Source organism: Lysinibacillus sp. A1, from assembly GCF_000801965.1.
Taxonomy (GTDB): Bacteria; Bacillota; Bacilli; order Bacillales_A; family Planococcaceae; genus Lysinibacillus; species Lysinibacillus fusiformis.
On record NZ_JSZM01000023.1, the window covers coordinates 105,684 to 127,425 of the forward strand.

Genomic DNA, 21,742 nt, shown 5'->3' on the forward strand with positions numbered 1-21,742 from the left:
ATTACACTTCCTAATAATTGTATCATTTAACACGTAGGTGAACATCTAAAGCACCCCCTAGAAGAAGGGGATGAATAGCATCGAATAACGGATACCATAAAAAGAAATGTTATAATGGACAGGTGAGGTGTTGGCTATGCGTATGATTACGAAAATTGCACGTCAAAAAAACAATCCTGAACGTTATAATATCTACTTAAATGAAGAATATGCATTTCCTGTTGACGAGGCTATTCTTCTTCAATTTGGTTTAACAAAGGGAAAGGTTCTCGATGAATTTGAAATTCAGGAAATTGCCTATGAGGATGAAATACGGAAGGCGTTTAATAAAGGATTAAACTTTCTTTCTTATCAAATGCGAAGTGAGCACGAGGTGAAGAAAAAACTGCTTACTTTAGAATTTGGTGAAGCGGTAGCTTTAGAAGCGATTCAGAAATTAAAATCGTATGGCTTTATAAATGATGAAAACTATTCCAAAGCTTTACTGGATACAAAAAAGGCCACAATGAAAAAAGGACCAAGAGCTATTAGACAAGATCTCATTAAAAAAGGAATTGATAAAAACCTTCAAGATGAGGTACTTGCCACATATAGTTTGGAAGAACAAATCAAATTGGCTTTACAGTTGGCGGAAAAAATTGTACGTTCAGAAAAAAGAAAGACGCCAGCACAAGTAAAGGCTAAAATTCAAGATTATTTGTTAAGAAAAGGCTACGCATTTCCGATTGTAGAAGAGGTGCTTAATCAAATAGAGCTTGAGCAAGATGAGGATAACTGGCAACCATTACTCGAAGCACAAGGCGAAAAGGTTTGGAAAAAGTACGTATCGAAGTATACTGGTTATGAGCTAAAAATGAAGGTGAAGCAGACGCTCTATCAAAAGGGTTTTCCTATAGAAGTAATAGACCGTTTTATAGAAGAGAAGGAGAATGAAGAATGAACGAAAAGAATTATGCTGCTATGTCTGAGCATGAACTGCGTGAGGAAATTGCGTTTTTAAAAGAAAAGGCAAGAAAGGCAGAGCAGCTTGGGATCATTAATGAATTTGCTGTATATGAGCGTAAAGCATTAATGGCAGCGGCTTATTTAGTAGATTTAGACACAATTGTTCCTGGTGAAATGTATCGTATTGATCGTTCAGATAATGAATTTTTCCAAGTCGATTATTTAAAGGGACGCTTTGCATGGGGACATCGTTTAGGCGGTGACAAATATCAAGAGGCATTACCTGTATCTATGCTGTCTCCTGTAAAGGTGGGCAAATAAGTGGAGGAGAAAATTGAAAAATTGACAGCGGAATTGCTGGCAAAAAATCCACAAATGTCAGTTGGACGTGCCCGTGTCTGGGTTGAATTATTATGGAGCGACTTTGAATCAACTTCAGCCAAAGCAGGATATGAGTATCGTGGGGCAGATTATACAGAAAATCTTGTCCGCCAATTAATTACAAGCTATGGTGATAAACTACATGCTTTTGCAGGGCGTAATCCAAAATATGCCCATCTCCTAGATGCTAGCGATGATATGATACAATAATAAAACCCTGACCAATGTTGGTCAGGGTTTACTGCTTAATTACTTGCACCAATTTGTAATTTTTTCTGAAGCTTATCTTCTGTAAAAATCCAACCCGTGTATGATGTAACGATTTCATTATCGTCATTTAAATGTGCTACTGCCACAAAGGGGTAGCGATTGTCACTCCGATAACGCAAGTCGATTAAACGTACCTCCAATAAGCCGTTTTCTAGCTCAGAAATCTCCCATCGGTACATCGGGGAGAACGACACGAAGGCAGCTAAGTTAGGGTCTTTCATGGCTGCATGAATAAGGGCAGTGTTAGGTAAAGGTTTAATTTCGAATTTATCATAAATATTAACAGTCCTGCCATAAGCCCTGCCAACATAATAATGTGTTTTAGACTTGGCAGCAATTCGCCAATGGAAGAAGCGCATAGTTGGTGCTACGATAACATATTCTTCATCTTGTATCGTACTGTGGACTGCATTTTTTACTGCTTTTTGAACAGCGAATCGTAACATATAATAAATCACGATAATGATATACATGATGCTAAATGTCCAAACAGGATTGGCTCCAAAAGCCCATAATACAATACCCATACAATGCAAGGAAAAAATAATTGGATCAAATGTATTGATAACACCTAATGCAACCCATTTTCTGGAGAATGGCCGGATTGCTTGTGTGCCGTACGCATTAAAAATATCGACAAAGACGTGAAGAGCGACAGCTAAAAATGTCCAAAGCCATAAATGAAACACATTTACGTCTTGCAAAATAAGGGATATAACAGCTGTAATTAAGATCGGCCATATAGCTACTGCTGGTAGTGAATGTGTAATTCCGCGATGATGTCGAATATAGATAGCATTATTGCGTAGTTTTAGCACAGTATCAACATCCGGAGCTTGTGAGCCAATTATCGTACCTGCCATGACGGCAGTAAAGGTCATCGAGTGATTTGCTACTATAGGGTCGGCTAATGCAAGACCGCCAAGGGCAATACCCATAACGAAATGTGTACCTGAATCCAAAAATATCCACTCCTAGTATGCAGTAAAATCGAGTACAATTTGCATACATCTTTATTTCATTTATAAATAACTTTATTCAATTTTTAGTATGGTGACATTCGGTAATGACGAATATTGTCAGTTATGGACGAATGTTCATTCTTTATTAATTGTATACCCTTTTCAACATAAATTAAATCGTAAAAACTTTGGAGGTCACTGTGAATTACCCATATGTAACAGAATTTCGACATTCTTTGGTCGAATGGTTTAACGCTGAGAAACGCGACTTACCGTGGAGACATACTACAGACCCCTATAAAATTTGGGTTTCTGAAGTGATGCTACAGCAGACACGTGTCGACACAGTTATTCCTTATTACAATCGTTTTATGGAAAGTTTTCCAACATTAGATTTGCTTGCGGAAGCTCCGCAAGATTATTTATTAAAGCATTGGGAAGGACTTGGCTATTATTCACGAGCGCGTAATTTACAGGCAGGTGCACGTGAGGTTTTAGAAAATTACGGAGGCGTGGTCCCCGATAATCGCCATGAAATATCAAAATTAAAAGGTGTAGGACCGTATACCGCTGGTGCTATTTTAAGTATTGCCTATAACAAGCCCGAACATGCAGTAGATGGCAATGTTATGCGCGTATTAAGCAGAGTGCTGAATATAAGTGAGGACATAGCCATACCAAAAACAAAAAAAATTTTTGAAGCTGCGGTGGAGGAGCTTATTGATCCTACTAATGCATCTTCCTTTAACCAAGGCTTAATGGAACTAGGGGCACTTATTTGTACACCTACGTCACCAAAATGTTTATTATGCCCTGTGCGAGAGTATTGTACAGCGTTTAATGAAGGGGAACCAGAAAAACTGCCAGTTAAATCGAAAAAAATAAAGATGAAGCATTTGAGTTATGATATTCTGGTCTGTCAAGATGAACAAGGACGTTTTTTTATGGAGCAACGTCCTGAAGAAGGGTTATTAGCTAATCTTTGGCAATTCCCAATGTTTGATACTAGTCAGGTTTCAGTAGAAAGCTTCATAAAGGAATATTCCATCAGTGTACAAGCTAAGCATGAACTGCTTAAGTTTAAGCACGTGTTTTCACATTTAACATGGCATGTAAATAGCTATTATATGAAGTGTGAATCTACATTGATGGGCAATTGGTTCACTCAAGAACAAATCGAACAATTGCCGATGCCTGTTCCTATGTTAAAAATTTGGGAAGAGGTAAAAGAATTAACAGGAAAATAAATCCTGCTTTAAACAATAAATTAGTGAGCATAAAATTCATCACCTCGGTACACAATAATTAGCGTGGAGGTGAATGAATAATGAAAAAGCAAAACAACCAAAATTTCCAACCGAATAAAAACATGCAACGTCAAAGTGAAGAATTTGGTTATGAAACGGACGTAAATGAAGTGCAAAAGCAAAATGCTAAAGCAGAGCAAAAGAAAGCTCCAGCTTCAGGTCGTTTCTCTAAAACTAACCAAGATTTAGGTGAGTAACACTTTGTAATTGCATAATTGCATTTACCTCTAAGGGGCTGTCTAAAAATCCGAAAAGATGAAAAAGACAGCTCCTTTCTATATTTATTTAAAAAACCAATAAATACCAAAACGGTGGAGCTACTATTAAATTTCGCTTAAAGTTAACGAAATTTTATACAAATTCAAAATAGCGTAGTGAAATTTGTGGTTTTCTAACTACACCTTTCGCGTACACATTGCTATAATATACTAGAGACTGCTAGATTTAGGTAGCATAGACGAAAAGGTGGGCTTTAAAATGGCATTACCAGTAGAAGGAGAAACGATACAAATACATAGTTATAAACACAATGGCCGCATCCACCGTGTTTGGCAAGAAACGATGGTTTTAAAAGGAACAAAAAATATTGTGATCGGTGCGAATGAACGGACACTTGTGACAGAATCCGATGGTCGTACATGGCTAACGAGAGAGCCTTCTATTTGCTATTTCCATGCGGAACACTGGTTTAACATCATCTGTATGCTACGAGAAGACGGCGTGTATTATTATTGCAATCTAAGCTCACCATTTGTGTTCGATAATAATGCCATTAAATATATCGACTATGATCTAGATATTAAAGTTTTTCCTGACATGTCTTATACGCTCTTAGACGAGGATGAATATGAGCTTCATCGTAAGGAAATGTCTTATCCTGATGTGATTGATAAAATTTTAAAGCGCAATGTCGATAAGCTAATAAGCTGGATTCAACAAAAAAAAGGACCATTTGCACCCGATTTCATCAATGTTTGGACAAATCGTTATAAGTTCCAGCTTGATATGCAGTCAGATGATTGTTAGTGACACCTATTAGTTTACTAATAGGTGTTTTATATTGCCTCTTTTAGCCACTCTTAATGAGCATCTTTTACACTGTTAGGGAAGGCACATACAAAATAGTTAGCGGTAAAGTCATCTTAACTGTATTTTAAGCAAAATATTGCTATAATACATAGGGCATTCATCAATGGATGCCTGTTTCTTTTTGTAAGGATGTGATGAAAATTTGGGAAGCATAAAGCGATATATGCGCTTTGTAAAACCTTATTCTTGGGAAATCGTTCTAACGATTGTTATTGGTATAGTTAAATTTGCTATTCCATTATTTATTCCATTACTCATTAAAATTGTGTTGGATGATATTATTGCTGCGGACGACTTAACAGATGGAGAAAAAACAAAAGAGCTGTTATATTGGCTGGGCGGAACGATTATTGTGTTCTTTATTATTCGTCCACCAATCGAGTACTATCGTCAATATTTTGCACAACATGTTAGTAATAAGGTGCTGTTTGATATTCGGAAAGAAATCTACGCACATTTACAACGATTAAGCTTAAAATATTATGCCAATACACGTGCTGGTGATGTTATTTCTAGGGTCATCAATGATGTTGAGCAAACGAAGAACTTTGTGATGACGGGTTTAATGAATGTGTGGCTAGACCTTGCAACTATTGTGATTGCAGTAATTATTATGCTAACCATGGATATTAAGCTCACATTAGTGGCCTTATTAGCGTTCCCGTTTTATGCATTGAGTGTGAAGTACTTTTTTGGAAAACTGCGGGACTTAACACGTAAACGTTCTCAAGCACTTGCAGGTGTACAAAGCTATTTACATGAACGAGTAGCTGGTATGAGTATTATAAAAAGCTTTACGCTAGAAAAGCATGAACAAAAATTATTTGATGAAGCAAATGGGGAGTTTTTAGAGAAGGCCCTTGATCAAACAAAGTGGAATGCTAAATCCTTTGCTGTGGTAAATACTATTACAGATGTAGCGCCTTTACTAGTCATTGCTTATGCAGGTTATGAAGTCATAAATGGTACTTTATCTGTTGGAACAATGGTTGCCTTTATCGCGTATATCGAACGATTGTATGGCCCACTTCGCCGTCTTGTTAGTTCTTCAACAACGTTGACACAATCCATTGCGTCCATGGATCGAATGTTTGATTTAATGGATGAACCATATGAAGTGAAAAATAAAGTTGATGCGCGTGATTTACGATCCGCTACGGGGGAAGTTCGTTTTGACCATGTATCTTTCCAATATGAAAAAGAAGGCGTACCTATTTTAAATAACATCAATTTCACTATTAATCCTGGTGAGACTGTCGCCTTCGTTGGAATGAGTGGTGGCGGTAAATCCACGATTATTAGCTTAATTCCTCGTTTCTATGATGCAACCGATGGTGTCGTAACGATTGATGGACAGGATGTACGAGATGTTACATTGCATTCACTACGTTCTCAAATAGGAATTGTCCTCCAAGATAATATACTTTTCAGTGACTCCGTTAAAGAAAATATTCTAATGGGAAAACCAGATGCTACAGATGAGCAAGTGATAGAGGCTGCCAAAGCGGCGAATGCCCATGATTTTATTATGACTCTGCCAAATGGTTATGACACTAAAGTAGGTGAACGAGGAGTAAAACTATCAGGTGGGCAAAAACAACGAGTTGCCATCGCTCGAGTATTCTTAAAAAATCCTCCGATTTTAATTCTTGACGAAGCAACTTCAGCGCTCGATTTAGAGAGTGAAGCATTGATTCAAGAATCATTAGAGGAGCTAGCTCATGAGCGAACAACTATAATTATTGCTCATCGTCTTTCGACCATCACTCATGCTGATAAAATTTTTGTTATAGACCATGGTCAATTAATCGAAAGCGGTAATCATGAGCAATTAATGACAAAGCAAGGGACATATTATGATTTATTCCAAGTGCAACATTTGGAGTAATAGTAGTGAATGTACACAAAAATCATCAATTGTGAAATTTTTTTCAAAAAAAGTCTTTCATTTTTTAAAAATGGAAGGCTATTTTTTTTTGAAAATCTATATAAAAATATTACTTTATAAGATGTAATTAATACTGAAGGCGAATGATGCAGAAAAACTACGTAAATTGCAGAATATTAATGATTGAAAGAGTGATGATTTTTAGTTAGAATTATCTGAAAATAGGGAATTTAACAAAAGTTATAGTATTCTGTTAATATAATTTATACAATTAAGTAAAATATAGGTAGGGTGGGACGTTGCGCATGAGGAAAAAGCTACTAGAAATAAAAGGGTTAAGAACAACCTTTTTCACAGATAATGGACAAATTCCTGCTGTAGATGATATTGATTTTTCTGTCCAAGAAGGAGAAATATTAGGGATTGTCGGCGAATCGGGAAGTGGTAAAAGTGTTACGTCACTATCCATCATGGGATTAATTCCATCACCCCCAGGCAAAATAACAGGTGGTGAAATATTGCTGGATAATAAAAATCTAGTGAATTGTACAGAAAAACAAATGCAGAAAATACGTGGAAAAGACATAGCTATGATTTTTCAGGAGCCTATGACTTCACTAAATCCGTTGTTTACAATTGGTGATCAATTAAAAGAAGCCATTTTAATCCATAATCCAAAATGGTCGAAAAAGAAAGCGTTTGCCAGAGCTGTTGAAATTATGAAACTTGTAGGTTTACCACGTGCTGAAGACTTACTAAAGGATTACCCGCATCAGCTATCGGGTGGTATGCGTCAACGGGTCATGATTGCTATGGCACTTGTCTGTGATCCACAGGTTTTAATTGCGGATGAACCGACAACTGCTTTGGACGTTACGATTCAAGCTCAAATTTTACAGCTAATGAAGGACTTAAATAAACGATTGAATACAGCAGTCCTGTTAATTACACATGATCTAGGTGTTGTAGCAGAAACATGTGAGCGTGTGATTGTCATGTATGCTGGACAAATTGTAGAAGAAGCACCGATTCAAGAAATATTCTCTAATCCGAAGCATCCTTATACACAAGGTCTTATTCAATCAGTGCCTGATATGCGTTTTAAAAAGGATAATTTATATTCAATCCCTGGAAGTGTACCAAAACCAGGAAGTATTCAAGTAGGGTGTCGTTTTGCGGCACGCTGTGAATACGCAATGGAACGTTGTTTACAGGAAACACCACCTTTATTTAAAGCAGCAGAGCAGCATAAATCGAGATGTTTTTTACTAGAGAAGCAGGGGGTGGAGCAACGTGTCGAAAGTGTTATTAAAGGTTGATGGCTTAAAGAAATATTTCCCGATCCGCAAAGGAGTCCTAAATACACAAACAGGGGATGTAAAGGCAGTAGATGATGTTTCCTTTGAAGTTTTTGAAGGAGAAACATTAGGGATTGTTGGTGAGTCAGGCTGTGGTAAATCGACAACAGGTCGTTTACTAATGCGGTTACTAGAGCCTACTGAAGGAAACATTGAATTCGCAGGTAAAATGATTTCAGAATTATCCAACAATGAAATGAGGAAGGCGCGTAGAGATATTCAAATGATTTTTCAGGATCCCTATGCTTCATTAAATCCTCGCCATAACATCGGGAAAATATTGGAGGAGCCTCTTATTGTTCATGGAATAGGTAATGCCAAGGAGCGAAAACAGAAAGTGTTGGAGCTACTGGAGATTGTTGGATTGAATGAATATCATATCAAACGCTATCCTCACCAGTTTAGTGGTGGTCAGAGGCAACGAATTGGCATCGCGCGTGCGTTAATGACCAATCCTCGTTTGCTCATTGCGGACGAGCCGGTATCGGCATTGGATGTGTCCATACAGGCACAAGTATTAAATCTATTGCAAAAGCTACAAAAGGATTTAAAGCTAACCTATATTTTTATTTCTCATGATTTAGGGGTTGTGCGCCATATTAGCAATCGTGTTGGCGTCATGTATTTAGGTAAATTAGTAGAGTTGACAGCGAGTGAGGACTTATATGCTGAACCGCTTCATCCATATACACAAGCACTCTTATCTTCGGTCCCAGTGCCAGATCCAACGTTTGAACGTGAACAAATGATTATTACTGGAGATATTCCGAGTGCATCCAATCCGCCGAGTGGCTGTACATTCCATACGCGATGTCCTTTTAAAATGGAACAATGCTCACAGGTAGTACCTAAAATGCAAGAAGTGAAACCAGGTCATTATGTTGCTTGCCATCTATATGAGGCACTCCAACATTAAATGATATAAAAACCACATAGGGGGAAATTGAATGAAGAAAAAGAAGCTCTGGACTTTAGGTGTAATGCTGCTCCTTATTCTCTCGACGATCTTAGCAGCTTGTGGCGGCTCTGATACAAAGGATACGGGTAGTAAAGATACTTCAACTAGTGGCGATACAGCTAGCAGTGGCGATCCAAAAATTTTAGTGTATGGTCGTGGAGGAGATTCTGTAGCACTTGACCCTGCTGTTGTCACAGATGGTGAATCCTTTACGGTGACAGCTAATATTTATGAAACATTAGTAAACTTTGGTGAAAAAGATGTAACGATTCAGCCAGGGTTAGCAAAATCATGGGAGGCATCAGAGGATGGTTTAACATATACTTTCCAGCTAGAGGAAGGTGTAAAATTCCATGATGGCACAGACTTCAATGCTGAGGCTGTTGTTAAGAATATTGAACGTTGGAAATCAGGCGCGGATAAACACCCATACTTTAGTTCGCAATTTCTAATTGGTGACAAGCAAATCATTGACTCAGTAACTGCAGAGGGTGACTATACAGTTGTCTTTAAATTAAGTCAACCACAAGCACCATTCCTGAAAAACTTAGCAATGTCTCCATTTGCGATTGCTTCTCCAACAGCATTTGAAGCAGATGAAGAGGGATTATCAGCAAATCCTGTAGGAACTGGCCCATTCAAATTTGTTAGCTGGGTACGTAATGATTCAATAACAATTGAGAAAAACCCTGATTACTATATTGATGGCTATCCTAAATTAGATAAAGTGATTTATCGTTCTATTCCAGAAAACTCTGCACGTTTAAATGATTTATTAGCAGGCAATATCGATGTAGCTGATGGCATTAGTCCATCTGATAAAGCAACTATCGAGGGAGATGCGAATTTACAATTAATTGAGCGTCCATCTATGAATGTTGGCTATTTAGGTTTAACAGTAACACGCCCTCCATTTGATAATGTAAAAGTGCGTCAAGCAGTTAACTATGCAATAAATAAACAAGCATTAGTAGATGCATTTTATGAAGGGCTTGCAGAGCCAGCGAAAAACCCAATGCCACCAGTAATTTCTGGTTATAACGATGAAGTTACAGGTTATACGTATGATCCTGAAAAGGCGAAAGCATTACTTGCTGAAGCAGGCTATGATGGTAAGGAAATTGAGCTTTGGGCAATGCCAGTACCACGTCCATACATGCCGGATGGACAAAAAGTGGCAGAAGCGATTCAAAAGAACTTAGAGGATGTAGGCATTAAATCTAAAATTGTATCGTTTGAATGGGCTACTTATTTAGAAAAAGCACAAAATGGTGAAGCAGATGCATTCCTACTTGGCTGGACAGGTGATAATGGGGATGCCGATAACTTCCTATATACTTTATTAGATGGAGATAATATTGGCTCTAACAACTATACATTCTATGACAATCAAGAATTACACAAGTTGTTAACTGCTGCTCAAACTGAAGTCGATGAGGACAAGCGTAATGAGCTTTATAAGCAAGCTCAGGTGATTATTTCTGAGGATGCTCCATGGGTTCCACTTGCTCACTCTACGCCAATTTTAGCTGCTAACAATAAAGTGACAAATTATATTGCGCATCCTACTGGCTCTGACCGTTTAGATGCGGTAGATATTCAACGGTAATTTTAGGTTTAATTGAATAAGTGAATTTGAGAATCTGCTTGCTTTTCTGCGGGTAAGCCGTGGAATTCTAGCAGATTCTTTTCTAGTAAAAGAAAACCAAATTATTTCTCCTGTATGAAAGATCACTCATCTAAACATTCAAAACCGTTTGGTGAAGGCTCAACCTTTCAACAGAATATAAAGACTTCAAAGTAGATTATGAAAATCATAGAGAGGTGATGAACATGCTTCACTATATGGGGAGACGTTTACTTCAACTAATCCCAGTTTTGCTTGGAATGACTTTTATTGTCTTTATGTTAATACGAGCAATACCTGGTAATCCCGCTCAAGTTATTTTGGGACAGCAGGCGACAAAAGAGGCGGTCGAGGCATTAAACGCAAGTTTAGGATTAGATAAACCTTGGTATACACAATATTTTAGTTATTTGGCAGGCATTTTTCAGGGAGATTTAGGGGTTTCCTTACGTACAAAATTACCTGTATCAGATGAAGTTTTTCCATACTTAGCTGCAACAGCTGAACTAGCCTTTTTTGCGATGATTATTGCAATTGTTATCGGTGTAAATGCTGGTATTATTTCTGCGTGGTTCCAAAATTCTTGGTTTGATTATACAGCGATGATTGTCGCATTAATCGGTGTTTCTGTACCGGTGTTTTGGCTTGGCTTGATGGAGCAATGGACATTTAGTAGCAAGCTTGGATGGTTGCCTACCTCTGGTCGAGAAGATGTACGAAATCCTATAACCGCCATAACCCATTTTTATTTATTAGATACGCTCATTCAAGGTCGCTTTGATCAATTCGTCGAAGTCCTAAAGCGACTCATATTACCAGGTGTCGCACTGGCAACCATTCCGATGGCTATTATTGCCAGAATTACAAGGTCTTCTATGCTGGAAGTTATGCGCTCAGATTATGTCCGTACTGCCAGAGCAAAAGGCCAAAAAATGTTTATTGTTGTTTATAAGCATGCATTGAAGAATGCCGTTATTCCTGTGTTAACGGTAATTGGTCTACAAACAGGATTACTGCTAGGTGGGGCCATTTTAACAGAGACGATTTTTAGTTGGCCAGGGATTGGTCGTTATATTTATGATGCGATTGGCTTCAGGGACTATCCTGTTATTCAATCAGGAATTTTAATCGTTGCATTTATTTTCATCATGATTAACTTAATCGTGGATTTACTGTATACAGTCGTCGATCCGCGTATTAAATACAAATAGAAGGGAGTTGCAATGATGACTGGAGCAATCGATATAAAAAAAGAAGCAGCACCCATTCCAGAAAGGGCAGTAGGTCCATGGCTCGAAGGCTGGCGTAGCTTTAAAAAGAGCAAAGTGTCACTAGTGGGCGCAGGGATTGTTATATTTTTCGTTTTATTGGCTATCATTGGTCCGTTCATTGCACCACAGGGCATCAATGAACAAGATTTAACGAAGCGTTTACTGGCACCATCCGCTGATCATTGGTTTGGAACGGATGATTTTGGACGGGATATCTTTTCGAGAATCATCCATGGGGCAAGAATATCGCTTTGGGTAGGCTTTTTCTCCGTTATTTTATCCGTTATAATTGGTAGTTTACTTGGTATCATTGCAGGTTATTATGGAAAATGGATCGATACGATTATTTCGCGTATTTTTGATATTATGCTAGCTTTCCCGAGTATGCTACTAGCGATTGCAGTAGTATCAGTGCTAGGTCCATCTTTACAAAATGCTTTAATTGCCATTGCCATTATTAACGTACCGAACTTTGGACGCTTAATCCGCTCTAAAGTATTAAGTGTCAAAGAAGAGGAATATATTGTAGCAGCAAAGGCAATTGGCATGCGTGATTCACGAATACTGTTTTCTCATATATTGCCGAATTCAATCACTCCGATTATTGTACAGGGGACGCTTGCTATTGCAACTGCCATTATTGAAGCTGCGGCATTAGGTTTCCTTGGGCTAGGCGCGCAAGCACCAGCACCCGAATGGGGAAAAATGCTTGCGGATGCAAGGAAGTTTTTATTAAATGCACCATGGACAATGATTTTCCCAGGTATAGCGATTATGTTAACGGTTCTTGGCTTTAACTTAATGGGGGATGGTTTACGTGATGCACTAGATCCGAAAATGAAAAATTAGTAATTAGATTCATGAGCCTTCTACAAGCTAGAAGGTTTTTTTCGGCTGTTTTGAAAAGGAACTCTTTTACAGTTGAAGCGTCCTTTATAGCAATATTCCTACAAAATAAAATAAAAAAAGATGAACCTTTCGGAGCCATTTATTGAATTTTTTGTCACGTTATTTTAGACTTAAAGTATTGTTGAAAAAGACAATCTAAATGCGTAGATTATGACTTTACATATAGTCTTTCAATTGAAATACATATTTTTAGGAGGGTGTTCAAATTGGCGATTAATTTACAAAAAGGGCAACGTGTTGATTTAACAAAGGGTAATGCAGGATTAAATAAGATTAAAGTAGGGTTAGGGTGGGACCCTGTCGGCCAAGAAAAAAGCGGTGGCTTCCTTGGTGGCTTATTTTCTAGTAGAAATAGCGGCAGTGGTAGAAGCGTTGACTGTGACGCCTCCGTATTAATGCTACAAGATGATAAAGTTTTAGCTGGGGACGATGTCATTTATTTTGGGAAATTAACAAGTAGCTGTGGTTCTGTTCGACATTCTGGCGATAATTTAACGGGAGATGGCGATGGGGATGATGAAGTTATCACAATTGAGCTATCGTCTGTTCCGACACAATTTAATAAGCTAGTGTTTGTCGTAAACATCTATGATGCGGCAGGTAGAAACCAACACTTTGGTATGATTCGAAATGCATATATTCGTGTGTATGATGACAGGACAGGAAGCGAACTAATTCGCTATAATTTAAGTGATGATTATTCGAATTTAACGACGTTAATCTGTGGTGAAATTTACCGTCATCAAACTGAATGGAAATTCGCAGCAGTTGGTTCAGGAACGAATGATCTTAAACTTGGCGACGTTGTTCGAAGATATCAATAAAATAAACGACTATTTAGGAGGAATAAAAAGTATGGGCATTTCACTACAAAAGGGTCAAAAAGTAGATTTAACAAAAACAAATCCGGGATTAACAAATGTAATTGTTGGTTTAGGCTGGGATACAAATAAATATGATGGTGGAAATGATTTTGATTTAGATTCATCTGTATTTTTACTTGCTGATACAGGAAAAGTAGCAGATCAAAATGACTTCATTTTCTACAACAATACAACAGGTGGTAATGGGTCAGTTGAACATTCTGGTGACAATTTAACAGGTGTTGGTGAAGGTGACGATGAAGTGGTAAAAGTCGCATTAACTCAAGTTCCTGCACATGTTCAACGTCTAGCATTCACTGTAACGATTCATGATGCAGAGTCACGTAATCAAAATTTCGGCATGGTATCGAATGCATATATTCGTATTGTAAATGCTGCATCCAACCAAGAACTAATTCGCTTTGATTTAGGTGAGGACTTCAGTATTGAAACAGCAGTTGTAGTTGGTGAATTATATCGTCATAACGGAGAATGGAAATTTAACGCAGTTGGTGCTGGCTATCAGGGTGGCTTAGCTGCTTTATGTAATGACTACGGCTTGAACGTAAACTAAAATTTCATCTTTGGAAAGAAAGGGAGATTTTTGAATGGCTATTCAATTAAGTAAAGGGCAGCGAATTGATTTAACGAAGCAAGACCCTAGTTTAAACAGCATCGGCATCGGCTTAGGCTGGGATGTTAAACAATTTGATGGTGGGCAAGATTTCGACCTTGATGCATCTGTATTTTTATTAGATGCATCGGGCAAGTGTCGTAATGAACAAGATTTTATCTTTTACAATAATTTAGCGAGTCCAGATCAATCTGTTGTTCATGCAGGGGATAACCGCACAGGCGAAGGGGATGGGGATGATGAAAAAATCCTCGTCAACTTAAAGCAAGTATCTCCTCAAATTGACAAAATTGTTGTAACGGTCACTATTTATGATGCAGAGGGGCGTCATCAAAACTTTGGACAAGTCCTGAATGCTTATGTTCGTTTGACAAATGAAGAGTCAGGAGCAGAGGTATTGCGTTATGATTTAGGCGAAGATTTCAGTATTGAAACAGCCGTAGTATTTTGTGAGCTGTACCGTCATAATGGCGAGTGGAAGTTTGCTGCCATAGGCTCAGGCTATCAAGGTGGCTTAGCAGCATTAATCAGCGCATATGGCCTACAGTAATTAGTAGATGCAGGTACACGATGAGAATCTTGTGTGATGTACTTAATAAATGATTAAGTACATATGCACATTAAAGTATAGGTTCTATTAGTAGGCGGGATTTTAGGAATATTTATGATGCGTACTTAATGGAGCGAGTGTCAGAGTTTGAAACGACTGCATATATTTTAAATCCGCTTATTGTACTGAAATTGTTTGGGAGTATTTTTGGATTCCATCCACCACATAAAGTATTTTTCATTATTCTAATTGCTGCGTTCTTATTGACATTTGTTGTACAAAGTTGAATAAGAAATCAGCAGTGTAACATGGCACTGTATTGGTCTGTAAGGAACAGGCTGATACAGTGCTTTTTTCACAAAAGGCATAATTATTGGGGAGTGGATTAGATGCAACACTTTGCAACAGAAGCAGAGACGATTTTTTATAAAAAGCCGCAGCCTTTTACGAAATGGGCAACGCCAGATATTTTATCCTATGCATTAGGTGCTACTTTATATATGCCCGCTTCCATGCCTAATATTGTAGGCTTGATCCAATCACAAAAATATAAAGAACTTACGTCGCTTGTTATTGATTTAGAGGATGCAGTAGGGGATTCAGAATTAGATGATTGTGAGGAAAAATTGATGGAGGACATTAGCGAGTTATACAAACTCTATCAACACAAACAATTGCAGCTCCAAGATATCCCCTTACTTTTTATTCGTGTGCGGCATGTGGAACAATTTAGTTATTTAACTGCTAGATTAAAAGAGAAGCAGGAAATTTTAACTGGTTATGTCTTTCCGAAATTCACAGCGACGCAGGGAGCACGTTATTTTGAGCTTCTTGAGAAAACAATTCAAGAAAATAATCTTACCTTATACGGGATGCCGATTTTAGAAAGTCGGGAGGTTCTATATAAAGAATCTCGTATGGAGGCATTATTAGCCATTAAATCAGTTTTACTGCAGCACAAATCAAGGGTGTTGAATATACGAATTGGTGCTACTGATTTTTGTGGAATTTATGGAATTCGCCGCCGTATGGACTCGACCATATATGATATTAGCGTAATAAGGGATTGTATAGCTGATATAGTGAATATATTAGGACGTGAGGAAGACGGCTTTGTGATATCTGGGCCAGTGTGGGAGTATTTTAGTAATCAGCGTGTGTTAAAACCGGCATTACGCATGACACCATTTAGTGAAAAAGGTGCGCTTGAAACGAGGAAAGCATTATTAGACGATTGCTTAGATGGACTAATGAAGGAAGTTTTAATGGATAAACAAAATGGAATTGTCGGTAAAACGGTCATTCATCCAAGTCATATCCGTGTTGTGCATGCACTTTACGCTATTTCATATGAAGAGTATTTAGATGCACTTAGTATTGTTGAACATAATGATGGTAGTAAAGGTGTGATGAAAAGTCATTATGCTAATAAAATGAATGAAATCAAACCACATATGAGATGGGCACAACGCATTTTAAAACAGGCACATGTCTATGGCGTTTATCATGAATCTATGGATTTCGCCTCACTATTATTAAATTCTGAACTAGGTGGTCATATGTATGCAACAACAAATGAGTAAACTTACTATTTTACCCAACTATTCAATCGACATTGAAATTACCCATAACCCACACAATTTTGCGCTAACAGATTTATTTCAAATGGCAGCTCGTATAAATAAGAAGAGACAATTTTTATTTGTAAGTACTGTGCTAGGCAAGCATTTGGCTGTTCGCCCACAAATTCCTATACTAACGGGAGCTCTATTAGCTATGATGTACGACCAGCAAGGCGGTAGTCAAAAAGTCAATACAATATCGTCTATTGTTCAAGCTTTAAAAGATGGAATAAATGTAGGGGAACTACAAAATTCTGTGAAAGAAAGTGTAGTGTTAGCACAAGAGACATTGTTTATTGGGTTTGCGGAGACGGCCACTGCACTTGGACATGCCGTATTTAATGCATTTCAATCAAATGCTATGTATATTCATACTACTCGTGAAGTCATTCCTCATATTGAACCATTTGTCACATTCGAAGAAGAACATTCCCATGCGACAAGCCATAGAATTTATACAGAGGAACCTGAAGTTTTACAGCAGGCTAAGCGTATCGTGTTAATAGATGATGAGATTACTACTGGGAATACAGTCATCAACATAATTGAAACATTAAAAAAGAAATTTCCTGATGTTAAACAGTACGCTGTCCTATCCATTTTAGATTGGCGATCGGACCAGCAGCGAATGGTTTTTCAGCAATTAGAGGAGCAATGGGGAATTTCTATTGAATTCATCTCTATTATGTGTGGAACATTCAATTGTACAGGAGTACCTAGTTTAACAAGTATACAGCCGAGCATTACGACTATTGCTGCAAGAGACATCAACCTATTGCCCATCAAAGACTCCACTGATCATCTTTTCTATCATTCAATTGCAGAGAATGGCAAAATGAACAGTCAGCCGTATTTAAAAGCAACAGGGAGATTTATGCTAACATCTAAACAGCATTTTGAACAAAATCACATGTTACAGGCTATCGCCAAGCAATTAAAGGAGCTACGAACGGACGGACCAGCTCTTGTGATTGGGACTGGGGAGTTTATGTATGTGCCTATGCAAATTGCCTCTTTTTTAGGGAATGACGTTTATTTTCAATCAACAACTCGCAGTCCGATCTATTGTGCAGACGATTTAGATTATACGATTACAGAGAAAATAGTATTTGAGAGTCCCGAGAATAATGGGGTCGAAAATTATTTATATAATGTTCAAAGCCAACCGTATACGGAACTTTTTCTACTAGTGGAACGTATAGCAAATAAAGAGGTAGTAGCTCGGATGGTGGCGGCTCTGCAGTCAGTTAGTGAAGCAAAGGTATATGTTATTTGTATGCATGAGTTGGAGGGAGCACGATGAAATCGACTTTACAGCCAGATAGAATGGGTAGCTATGAACAAGAGGACGTTATTTTTTTATTGCGTGATATTGGAAATGTTTTTCTAGAGATGGGTAATGAAAAACGTGAGCAGCTTATTCAAGCAGGTACGCATTATTCTGAAATGCTACCAATGGAATATCACCCATCAAAAACTTATATGAAGCTATTTTATAAAACCTTGGATGCTTCCGCGAATAAAATAGCCATAGCTGTTGGGGGAGTAGCAGAACGAATCATCAAAAGTAGAGGGTTAGACAATTTAATACTTGTGAGTTTAGCTAGGGCAGGTACACCAATCGGTATTTTAATCAAACGGTACATATCGATGAACTATAAGGTGGATGTGCCACATTATTCGATTTCAATTTTGCGTGGTCGTGGATTTGATGAGGCGGCGATACGTTATATTTTGTCACAACATCCACAAGGCTGTCTTCAATTTATTGATGGTTGGACGGGGAAAGGTGCTATAACGAAAGAATTGATCCACTCTTGCCAAAAATTTAATGGACACTATCAAGTGCAGTTAAATGCTGATTTAGCTGTATTAGCAGATCCGGGGCATTGTGCGACGATTTATGGAACTCGCGAAGATTTTTTAATTCCATCGGCCTGTTTAAATTCAACTGTCTCTGGCTTGGTGAGTAGAACCGTTTTAAATTTGCAGTTTATGGATGAGCACGACTTCCATGGAGCAAAATACTACAAAGAATTAGAAGATATAGATGTCTCGAACTTGTACATAGATCGTATAGTCGCATGCTTCAAACAAGTACAGAGTGAGATTATCAGTCAACTTCAGGACGAAGCCACTTCTCTTATTACTTGGGCAGGTATGAAATCGGTCCAAAAAATTCAATTGGATTTTGATATGGATAACATTAACCTTATTAAACCAGGTGTTGGAGAAACAACAAGAGTTTTATTGCGACGAATACCTTGGAAAATCTTAATTAATCCACAGTATATGGATGAGCTAGAGCACATTTTATTATTAGCCCATGAAAAAAATGTAATAATAGAAGAATATTCGCATATGTCCTACGCATGTTGCGGCTTAATAAAAGAATTGTAGAGGAGCTCAAAATGATATTATTCACATCAGATTTAGATAGAACACTGATTTATTCTAAACGTATGATGGAAATGTTTCCGCCTATTTCAGATAAAGTGGTCGTTGAACAGAAGGCTAATGAAACGATGAGTATGATGACAAAAAAAACGGCTAGTTTATTGCAACAAGTGCATCAGCAAACACTATTTGTCCCTGTTACAACTAGAGCGTTGCATCAATATAAAAGAATTCATTTTATAAATGACTTGAACCCTGCTTTTGCAATTACGAGTAATGGGGGTACAATATTAGAGAAGGGTCAGCCCTACGACAAATGGACGAAAACATTAGGTAGACGTATTGAAGATTCTTCAATTCCGCAAGAGGATATGTCACAACTATTTCAAACCATCCAATCGGATACATGGCTACAACGTTCCTTCTATATAGACGACCTTTTTTATGTCCATCATGTAAATCTGGATGTTTTGCAACAGGATGATTTACACGCCATTGTTCAAGAATTCGATGCCCATGGTTGGTGCGTTCTTCTGCAAGGAAAAAAATTATATTTCATGCCAAAGGTTTTGACCAAGGAAGCTGCAATAGAATATATGATGGAGTTTTGTACATACGATGTGCATATAGCAGCAGGTGATTCTATAATGGATTATGGAATGCTCATGTTGGCTGATGTTGCTTTTACACCAAACCACGGTGATTTAAAGGATAAACAGCCAAAAAGACTACATAATACAACATACTCGCCGTATGAGGGAGAAGCATTTACCAAACATTTGCTTCAAACTGTTTTACAGCATGCAATACAACCAGATTTTTCTCTATCATAGGATAGAATGATTGGATGGTAAACGAATTCTTTCATAAAGTACGCATTTGTTTACAACCAAGTTATTATGCCTGCAATCTGATTAGTTTTTTTACATTTTACTTAGTAATGGTGGAGTCCATATTTAACTAGGTTCTATTTTGAGGATGTTACGTATACCTTTTCAAACATAATATACCTGTTGAATTTAGCCTAAGGTTACAGAGGATGATTTTTTTTAGGAGGTGGCGTTTGTATGCAAACAATCACAATTAAATCAATAGTCGAGCGTAATCCAGATGATTGGCTACAGGCGTTTCAAGATTCACCCAAGAATCGTGCATTTTATGAGGAAACACCGCAACAAATAAGCTTTAGCCGTATTGCTCTACGTGTTTTAGGAGTACCAATTGAGGAAGATGAGTATTTTAATTCATTATTTACTTTATCTCAAAACCAAAATATCCATATTTTAAGTGAAGAATTAAATAAGCATATTGAACAGAAAGACTTTCAAGCTATACAACAAATTTTATCGCAGCATCAGCAAACACCTAAAGGGCTTACTATTAATCGTTTAGTTGCGATGATGTATGGGTATCAACTGATTCCCAAACATGATGACGGCACTATGAATCGACATTTACAGCTAACGACTATAAAGGTTATAGAATTATTTCAACATCAACAATCGCTAGGCTTACTTTCCAGTGAATTTCGCCGTTTTTTAATTGATCTGGTGAAGTGGTTAAAAAACCATTGGATTCAATGGGCTAAAGCTCTGAAGCCTACTGATGATTTTCCTAAAGTTGTTTGGTATGGAGAAGCCACTGTTAGTCAGCGATATTTTCTTTTACTGCTAATGGAACTTGGCTGTGACGTATTAATATTTCATCCAGCAAAAGTCGATGAGTTTGCTGAGGTAGATCCTACTGATACGTTTTCGGTCAGCTATTCCTATACGAGCCAAACAACATTACAGCCATTTCCTGATAAGCCTCGTGATCGTCAGGCAACTGTAGGGTATCGTTCTAGTCAGCACTTTGAACAATTAATGCATGACCAGCAATCAGGAGTCTATAGACCTTGGCAATTTAAAGATTTTATGCCACGCTCATTAACTTTGCGTATGACATATGATGATATTTTTATTTATGCGAAGGAAAAAGCATTAGTACGACCGCAATTTGATATCAATGGAAATGAAGTAGTGATCCCTGTCATCTTTGCTAAAATCAGTGGAGTCTCAAGCCAGCGTGAGGAATATTGGCACTTAATGCACCAGTTATTAATAAACCCACAAACTATCTTCGTGCAGGAATTCCCTTTTACAAAAACGAGCAAGGCCAACTTTCATTTTCACTATAAACATTGCTTAGTAAATGGTGAACTTTCAGTAGAACGTATTATACAAAGCGATTGGTGGCAGTATGGTGAATTATCGTTGGAGCTACAGCAAGCCATTGCGCATACGATCAAAACATCTTGTGAGCAACCAATGTTAAAACAACAGCCAAATGAGACTTTATATGATTTACAGTTATTTTTATTTAAGCAGCTAACAATGATTCCTCAAGAGATCCTAAGATTATTGCAAAGCTTCGACTATTCACAAGAGATACCGAAGATTGTTTTGTATCAAGCGCCACAGCAACCTGCCTTATCGCGTGAAGATATTGCCTTACTAGCGTTTTTAAATCGGTTCGGTATGGATATCGTTTTTTATAATCCAACAGGTCAATTAGATATAGAAAAGCACCTGCAAGAGGACACGTACGATGTACATCGTTTAGAGCATATGTTATTTGACTTGCCCTATGAAGAACCACAGCAACAAAAAACAGCACCGGATAAAATTATTAAAAAGCTCTTTAATCGCTTTTTCTGATGATAGGAAGGA

The 21,742-nt window shown here is 37.7% G+C and carries 22 protein-coding genes; 21 read left to right on the top strand and 1 reads right to left on the bottom strand.

Annotated elements, in window-relative coordinates; translation table 11 throughout:
- Positions 1-136 precede the first annotated feature (136 nt).
- From recX to PI85_RS18095, 3 genes are read left to right on the top strand one after another with little or no spacing between them, the layout of a single operon-like run.
- Complete coding sequence (gene recX, locus PI85_RS18085; RefSeq protein ID WP_081937138.1) at positions 137-940, top strand: recombination regulator RecX; 804 nt, start codon at positions 137-139, stop codon at positions 938-940.
- Positions 937-1,266 carry a YfhH family protein gene (locus PI85_RS18090; RefSeq protein WP_008173513.1) on the top strand — a complete coding sequence of 110 codons (330 nt, stop codon included), beginning with the start codon at positions 937-939 and terminating at the stop codon, positions 1,264-1,266. The genes recX and PI85_RS18090 overlap by 4 nt, the downstream gene beginning before the upstream one ends.
- Positions 1,267-1,536, top strand: coding sequence for a YfhJ family protein (locus PI85_RS18095; RefSeq protein WP_036120527.1), 270 nt, complete (start codon positions 1,267-1,269; stop codon positions 1,534-1,536). It abuts the gene before it with no gap.
- Positions 1,537-1,571: 35 nt separating this feature from the next.
- Here PI85_RS18095 and PI85_RS18100 read toward each other — a convergent pair whose 3' ends face one another.
- Positions 1,572-2,558 (bottom strand): metal-dependent hydrolase, encoded by a 987-nt coding sequence (locus tag PI85_RS18100; protein ID WP_036120524.1) that lies wholly within the window; start codon positions 2,556-2,558, stop codon positions 1,572-1,574.
- A gap of 200 nt (positions 2,559-2,758) precedes the next feature.
- Here PI85_RS18100 and mutY point away from each other — a divergent pair, with 200 nt between their 5' ends.
- The 18 genes from mutY to PI85_RS18180 all read left to right on the top strand — a co-directional run bounded on the left by mutY (position 2,759) and on the right by PI85_RS18180 (position 21,730).
- Entirely contained in the window at positions 2,759-3,805 is a 1,047-nt protein-coding gene (mutY, locus tag PI85_RS18105; RefSeq protein ID WP_036120523.1) for an A/G-specific adenine glycosylase, read from the top strand.
- 80 nt (positions 3,806-3,885) lie between these two features.
- On the top strand, positions 3,886-4,062 hold the full coding sequence (locus PI85_RS24005; RefSeq protein ID WP_008173504.1) for a gamma-type small acid-soluble spore protein: 177 nt from the start codon (positions 3,886-3,888) through the stop codon (positions 4,060-4,062).
- A gap of 280 nt (positions 4,063-4,342) precedes the next feature.
- The gene (locus PI85_RS18110; RefSeq protein WP_036120520.1) at positions 4,343-4,891 is read left to right on the top strand and encodes a DUF402 domain-containing protein; all 549 of its coding nucleotides are present in this window, start codon (positions 4,343-4,345) and stop codon (positions 4,889-4,891) included.
- Between the two features lie 226 nt (positions 4,892-5,117).
- On the top strand, positions 5,118-6,842 hold the full coding sequence (locus PI85_RS18115; protein WP_196244069.1) for an ABC transporter ATP-binding protein: 1,725 nt from the start codon (positions 5,118-5,120) through the stop codon (positions 6,840-6,842).
- A 305-nt stretch (positions 6,843-7,147) separates the two neighbouring features.
- Entirely contained in the window at positions 7,148-8,161 is a 1,014-nt protein-coding gene (locus PI85_RS18120) for an ABC transporter ATP-binding protein (protein WP_036120514.1), read from the top strand.
- Entirely contained in the window at positions 8,136-9,116 is a 981-nt protein-coding gene (locus PI85_RS18125; protein WP_036120511.1) for an ABC transporter ATP-binding protein, read from the top strand. Before PI85_RS18120 ends, PI85_RS18125 begins: the two co-directional genes overlap by 26 nt.
- Positions 9,117-9,147: 31 nt before the next feature.
- Positions 9,148-10,767 carry an ABC transporter substrate-binding protein gene (locus PI85_RS18130; protein ID WP_036120507.1) on the top strand — a complete coding sequence of 540 codons (1,620 nt, stop codon included), beginning with the start codon at positions 9,148-9,150 and terminating at the stop codon, positions 10,765-10,767.
- Positions 10,768-10,991: 224 nt separating this feature from the next.
- Complete coding sequence (locus PI85_RS18135; protein ID WP_008173491.1) at positions 10,992-11,996, top strand: ABC transporter permease; 1,005 nt, start codon at positions 10,992-10,994, stop codon at positions 11,994-11,996.
- Between the two features lie 12 nt (positions 11,997-12,008).
- The gene (gene nikC, locus PI85_RS18140) at positions 12,009-12,905 is read left to right on the top strand and encodes a nickel transporter permease (protein WP_036120504.1); all 897 of its coding nucleotides are present in this window, start codon (positions 12,009-12,011) and stop codon (positions 12,903-12,905) included.
- Between the two features lie 266 nt (positions 12,906-13,171).
- Positions 13,172-13,789, top strand: a complete 618-nt coding sequence (locus PI85_RS18145; RefSeq protein ID WP_008173487.1) for a TerD family protein — start codon at positions 13,172-13,174, stop codon at positions 13,787-13,789.
- 31 nt (positions 13,790-13,820) lie between these two features.
- Positions 13,821-14,402, top strand: a complete 582-nt coding sequence (locus PI85_RS18150; RefSeq protein WP_025115844.1) for a TerD family protein — start codon at positions 13,821-13,823, stop codon at positions 14,400-14,402.
- 34 nt (positions 14,403-14,436) lie between these two features.
- On the top strand, positions 14,437-15,012 hold the full coding sequence (locus tag PI85_RS18155; RefSeq protein WP_008173483.1) for a TerD family protein: 576 nt from the start codon (positions 14,437-14,439) through the stop codon (positions 15,010-15,012).
- A gap of 128 nt (positions 15,013-15,140) precedes the next feature.
- Positions 15,141-15,299 carry a hypothetical protein gene (locus tag PI85_RS24710; RefSeq protein ID WP_196244070.1) on the top strand — a complete coding sequence of 53 codons (159 nt, stop codon included), beginning with the start codon at positions 15,141-15,143 and terminating at the stop codon, positions 15,297-15,299.
- A gap of 102 nt (positions 15,300-15,401) precedes the next feature.
- On the top strand, positions 15,402-16,595 hold the full coding sequence (locus tag PI85_RS18160) for an HpcH/HpaI aldolase/citrate lyase family protein (protein ID WP_036120501.1): 1,194 nt from the start codon (positions 15,402-15,404) through the stop codon (positions 16,593-16,595).
- Complete coding sequence (locus PI85_RS18165) at positions 16,576-17,937, top strand: phosphoribosyltransferase family protein (protein WP_036120499.1); 1,362 nt, start codon at positions 16,576-16,578, stop codon at positions 17,935-17,937. Before PI85_RS18160 ends, PI85_RS18165 begins: the two co-directional genes overlap by 20 nt.
- On the top strand, positions 17,934-19,034 hold the full coding sequence (locus PI85_RS18170; RefSeq protein ID WP_036120496.1) for a cysteine protease StiP family protein: 1,101 nt from the start codon (positions 17,934-17,936) through the stop codon (positions 19,032-19,034). The genes PI85_RS18165 and PI85_RS18170 overlap by 4 nt, the downstream gene beginning before the upstream one ends.
- A gap of 11 nt (positions 19,035-19,045) precedes the next feature.
- Positions 19,046-19,864: an HAD family hydrolase gene (locus PI85_RS18175; RefSeq protein WP_036120493.1), complete on the top strand. Its 819-nt coding sequence runs from the start codon at positions 19,046-19,048 to the stop codon at positions 19,862-19,864.
- 234 nt (positions 19,865-20,098) lie between these two features.
- Positions 20,099-21,730 carry a YceG family protein gene (locus tag PI85_RS18180; RefSeq protein ID WP_036120489.1) on the top strand — a complete coding sequence of 544 codons (1,632 nt, stop codon included), beginning with the start codon at positions 20,099-20,101 and terminating at the stop codon, positions 21,728-21,730.
- The last annotated feature ends 12 nt before the right edge of the window (positions 21,731-21,742 follow it).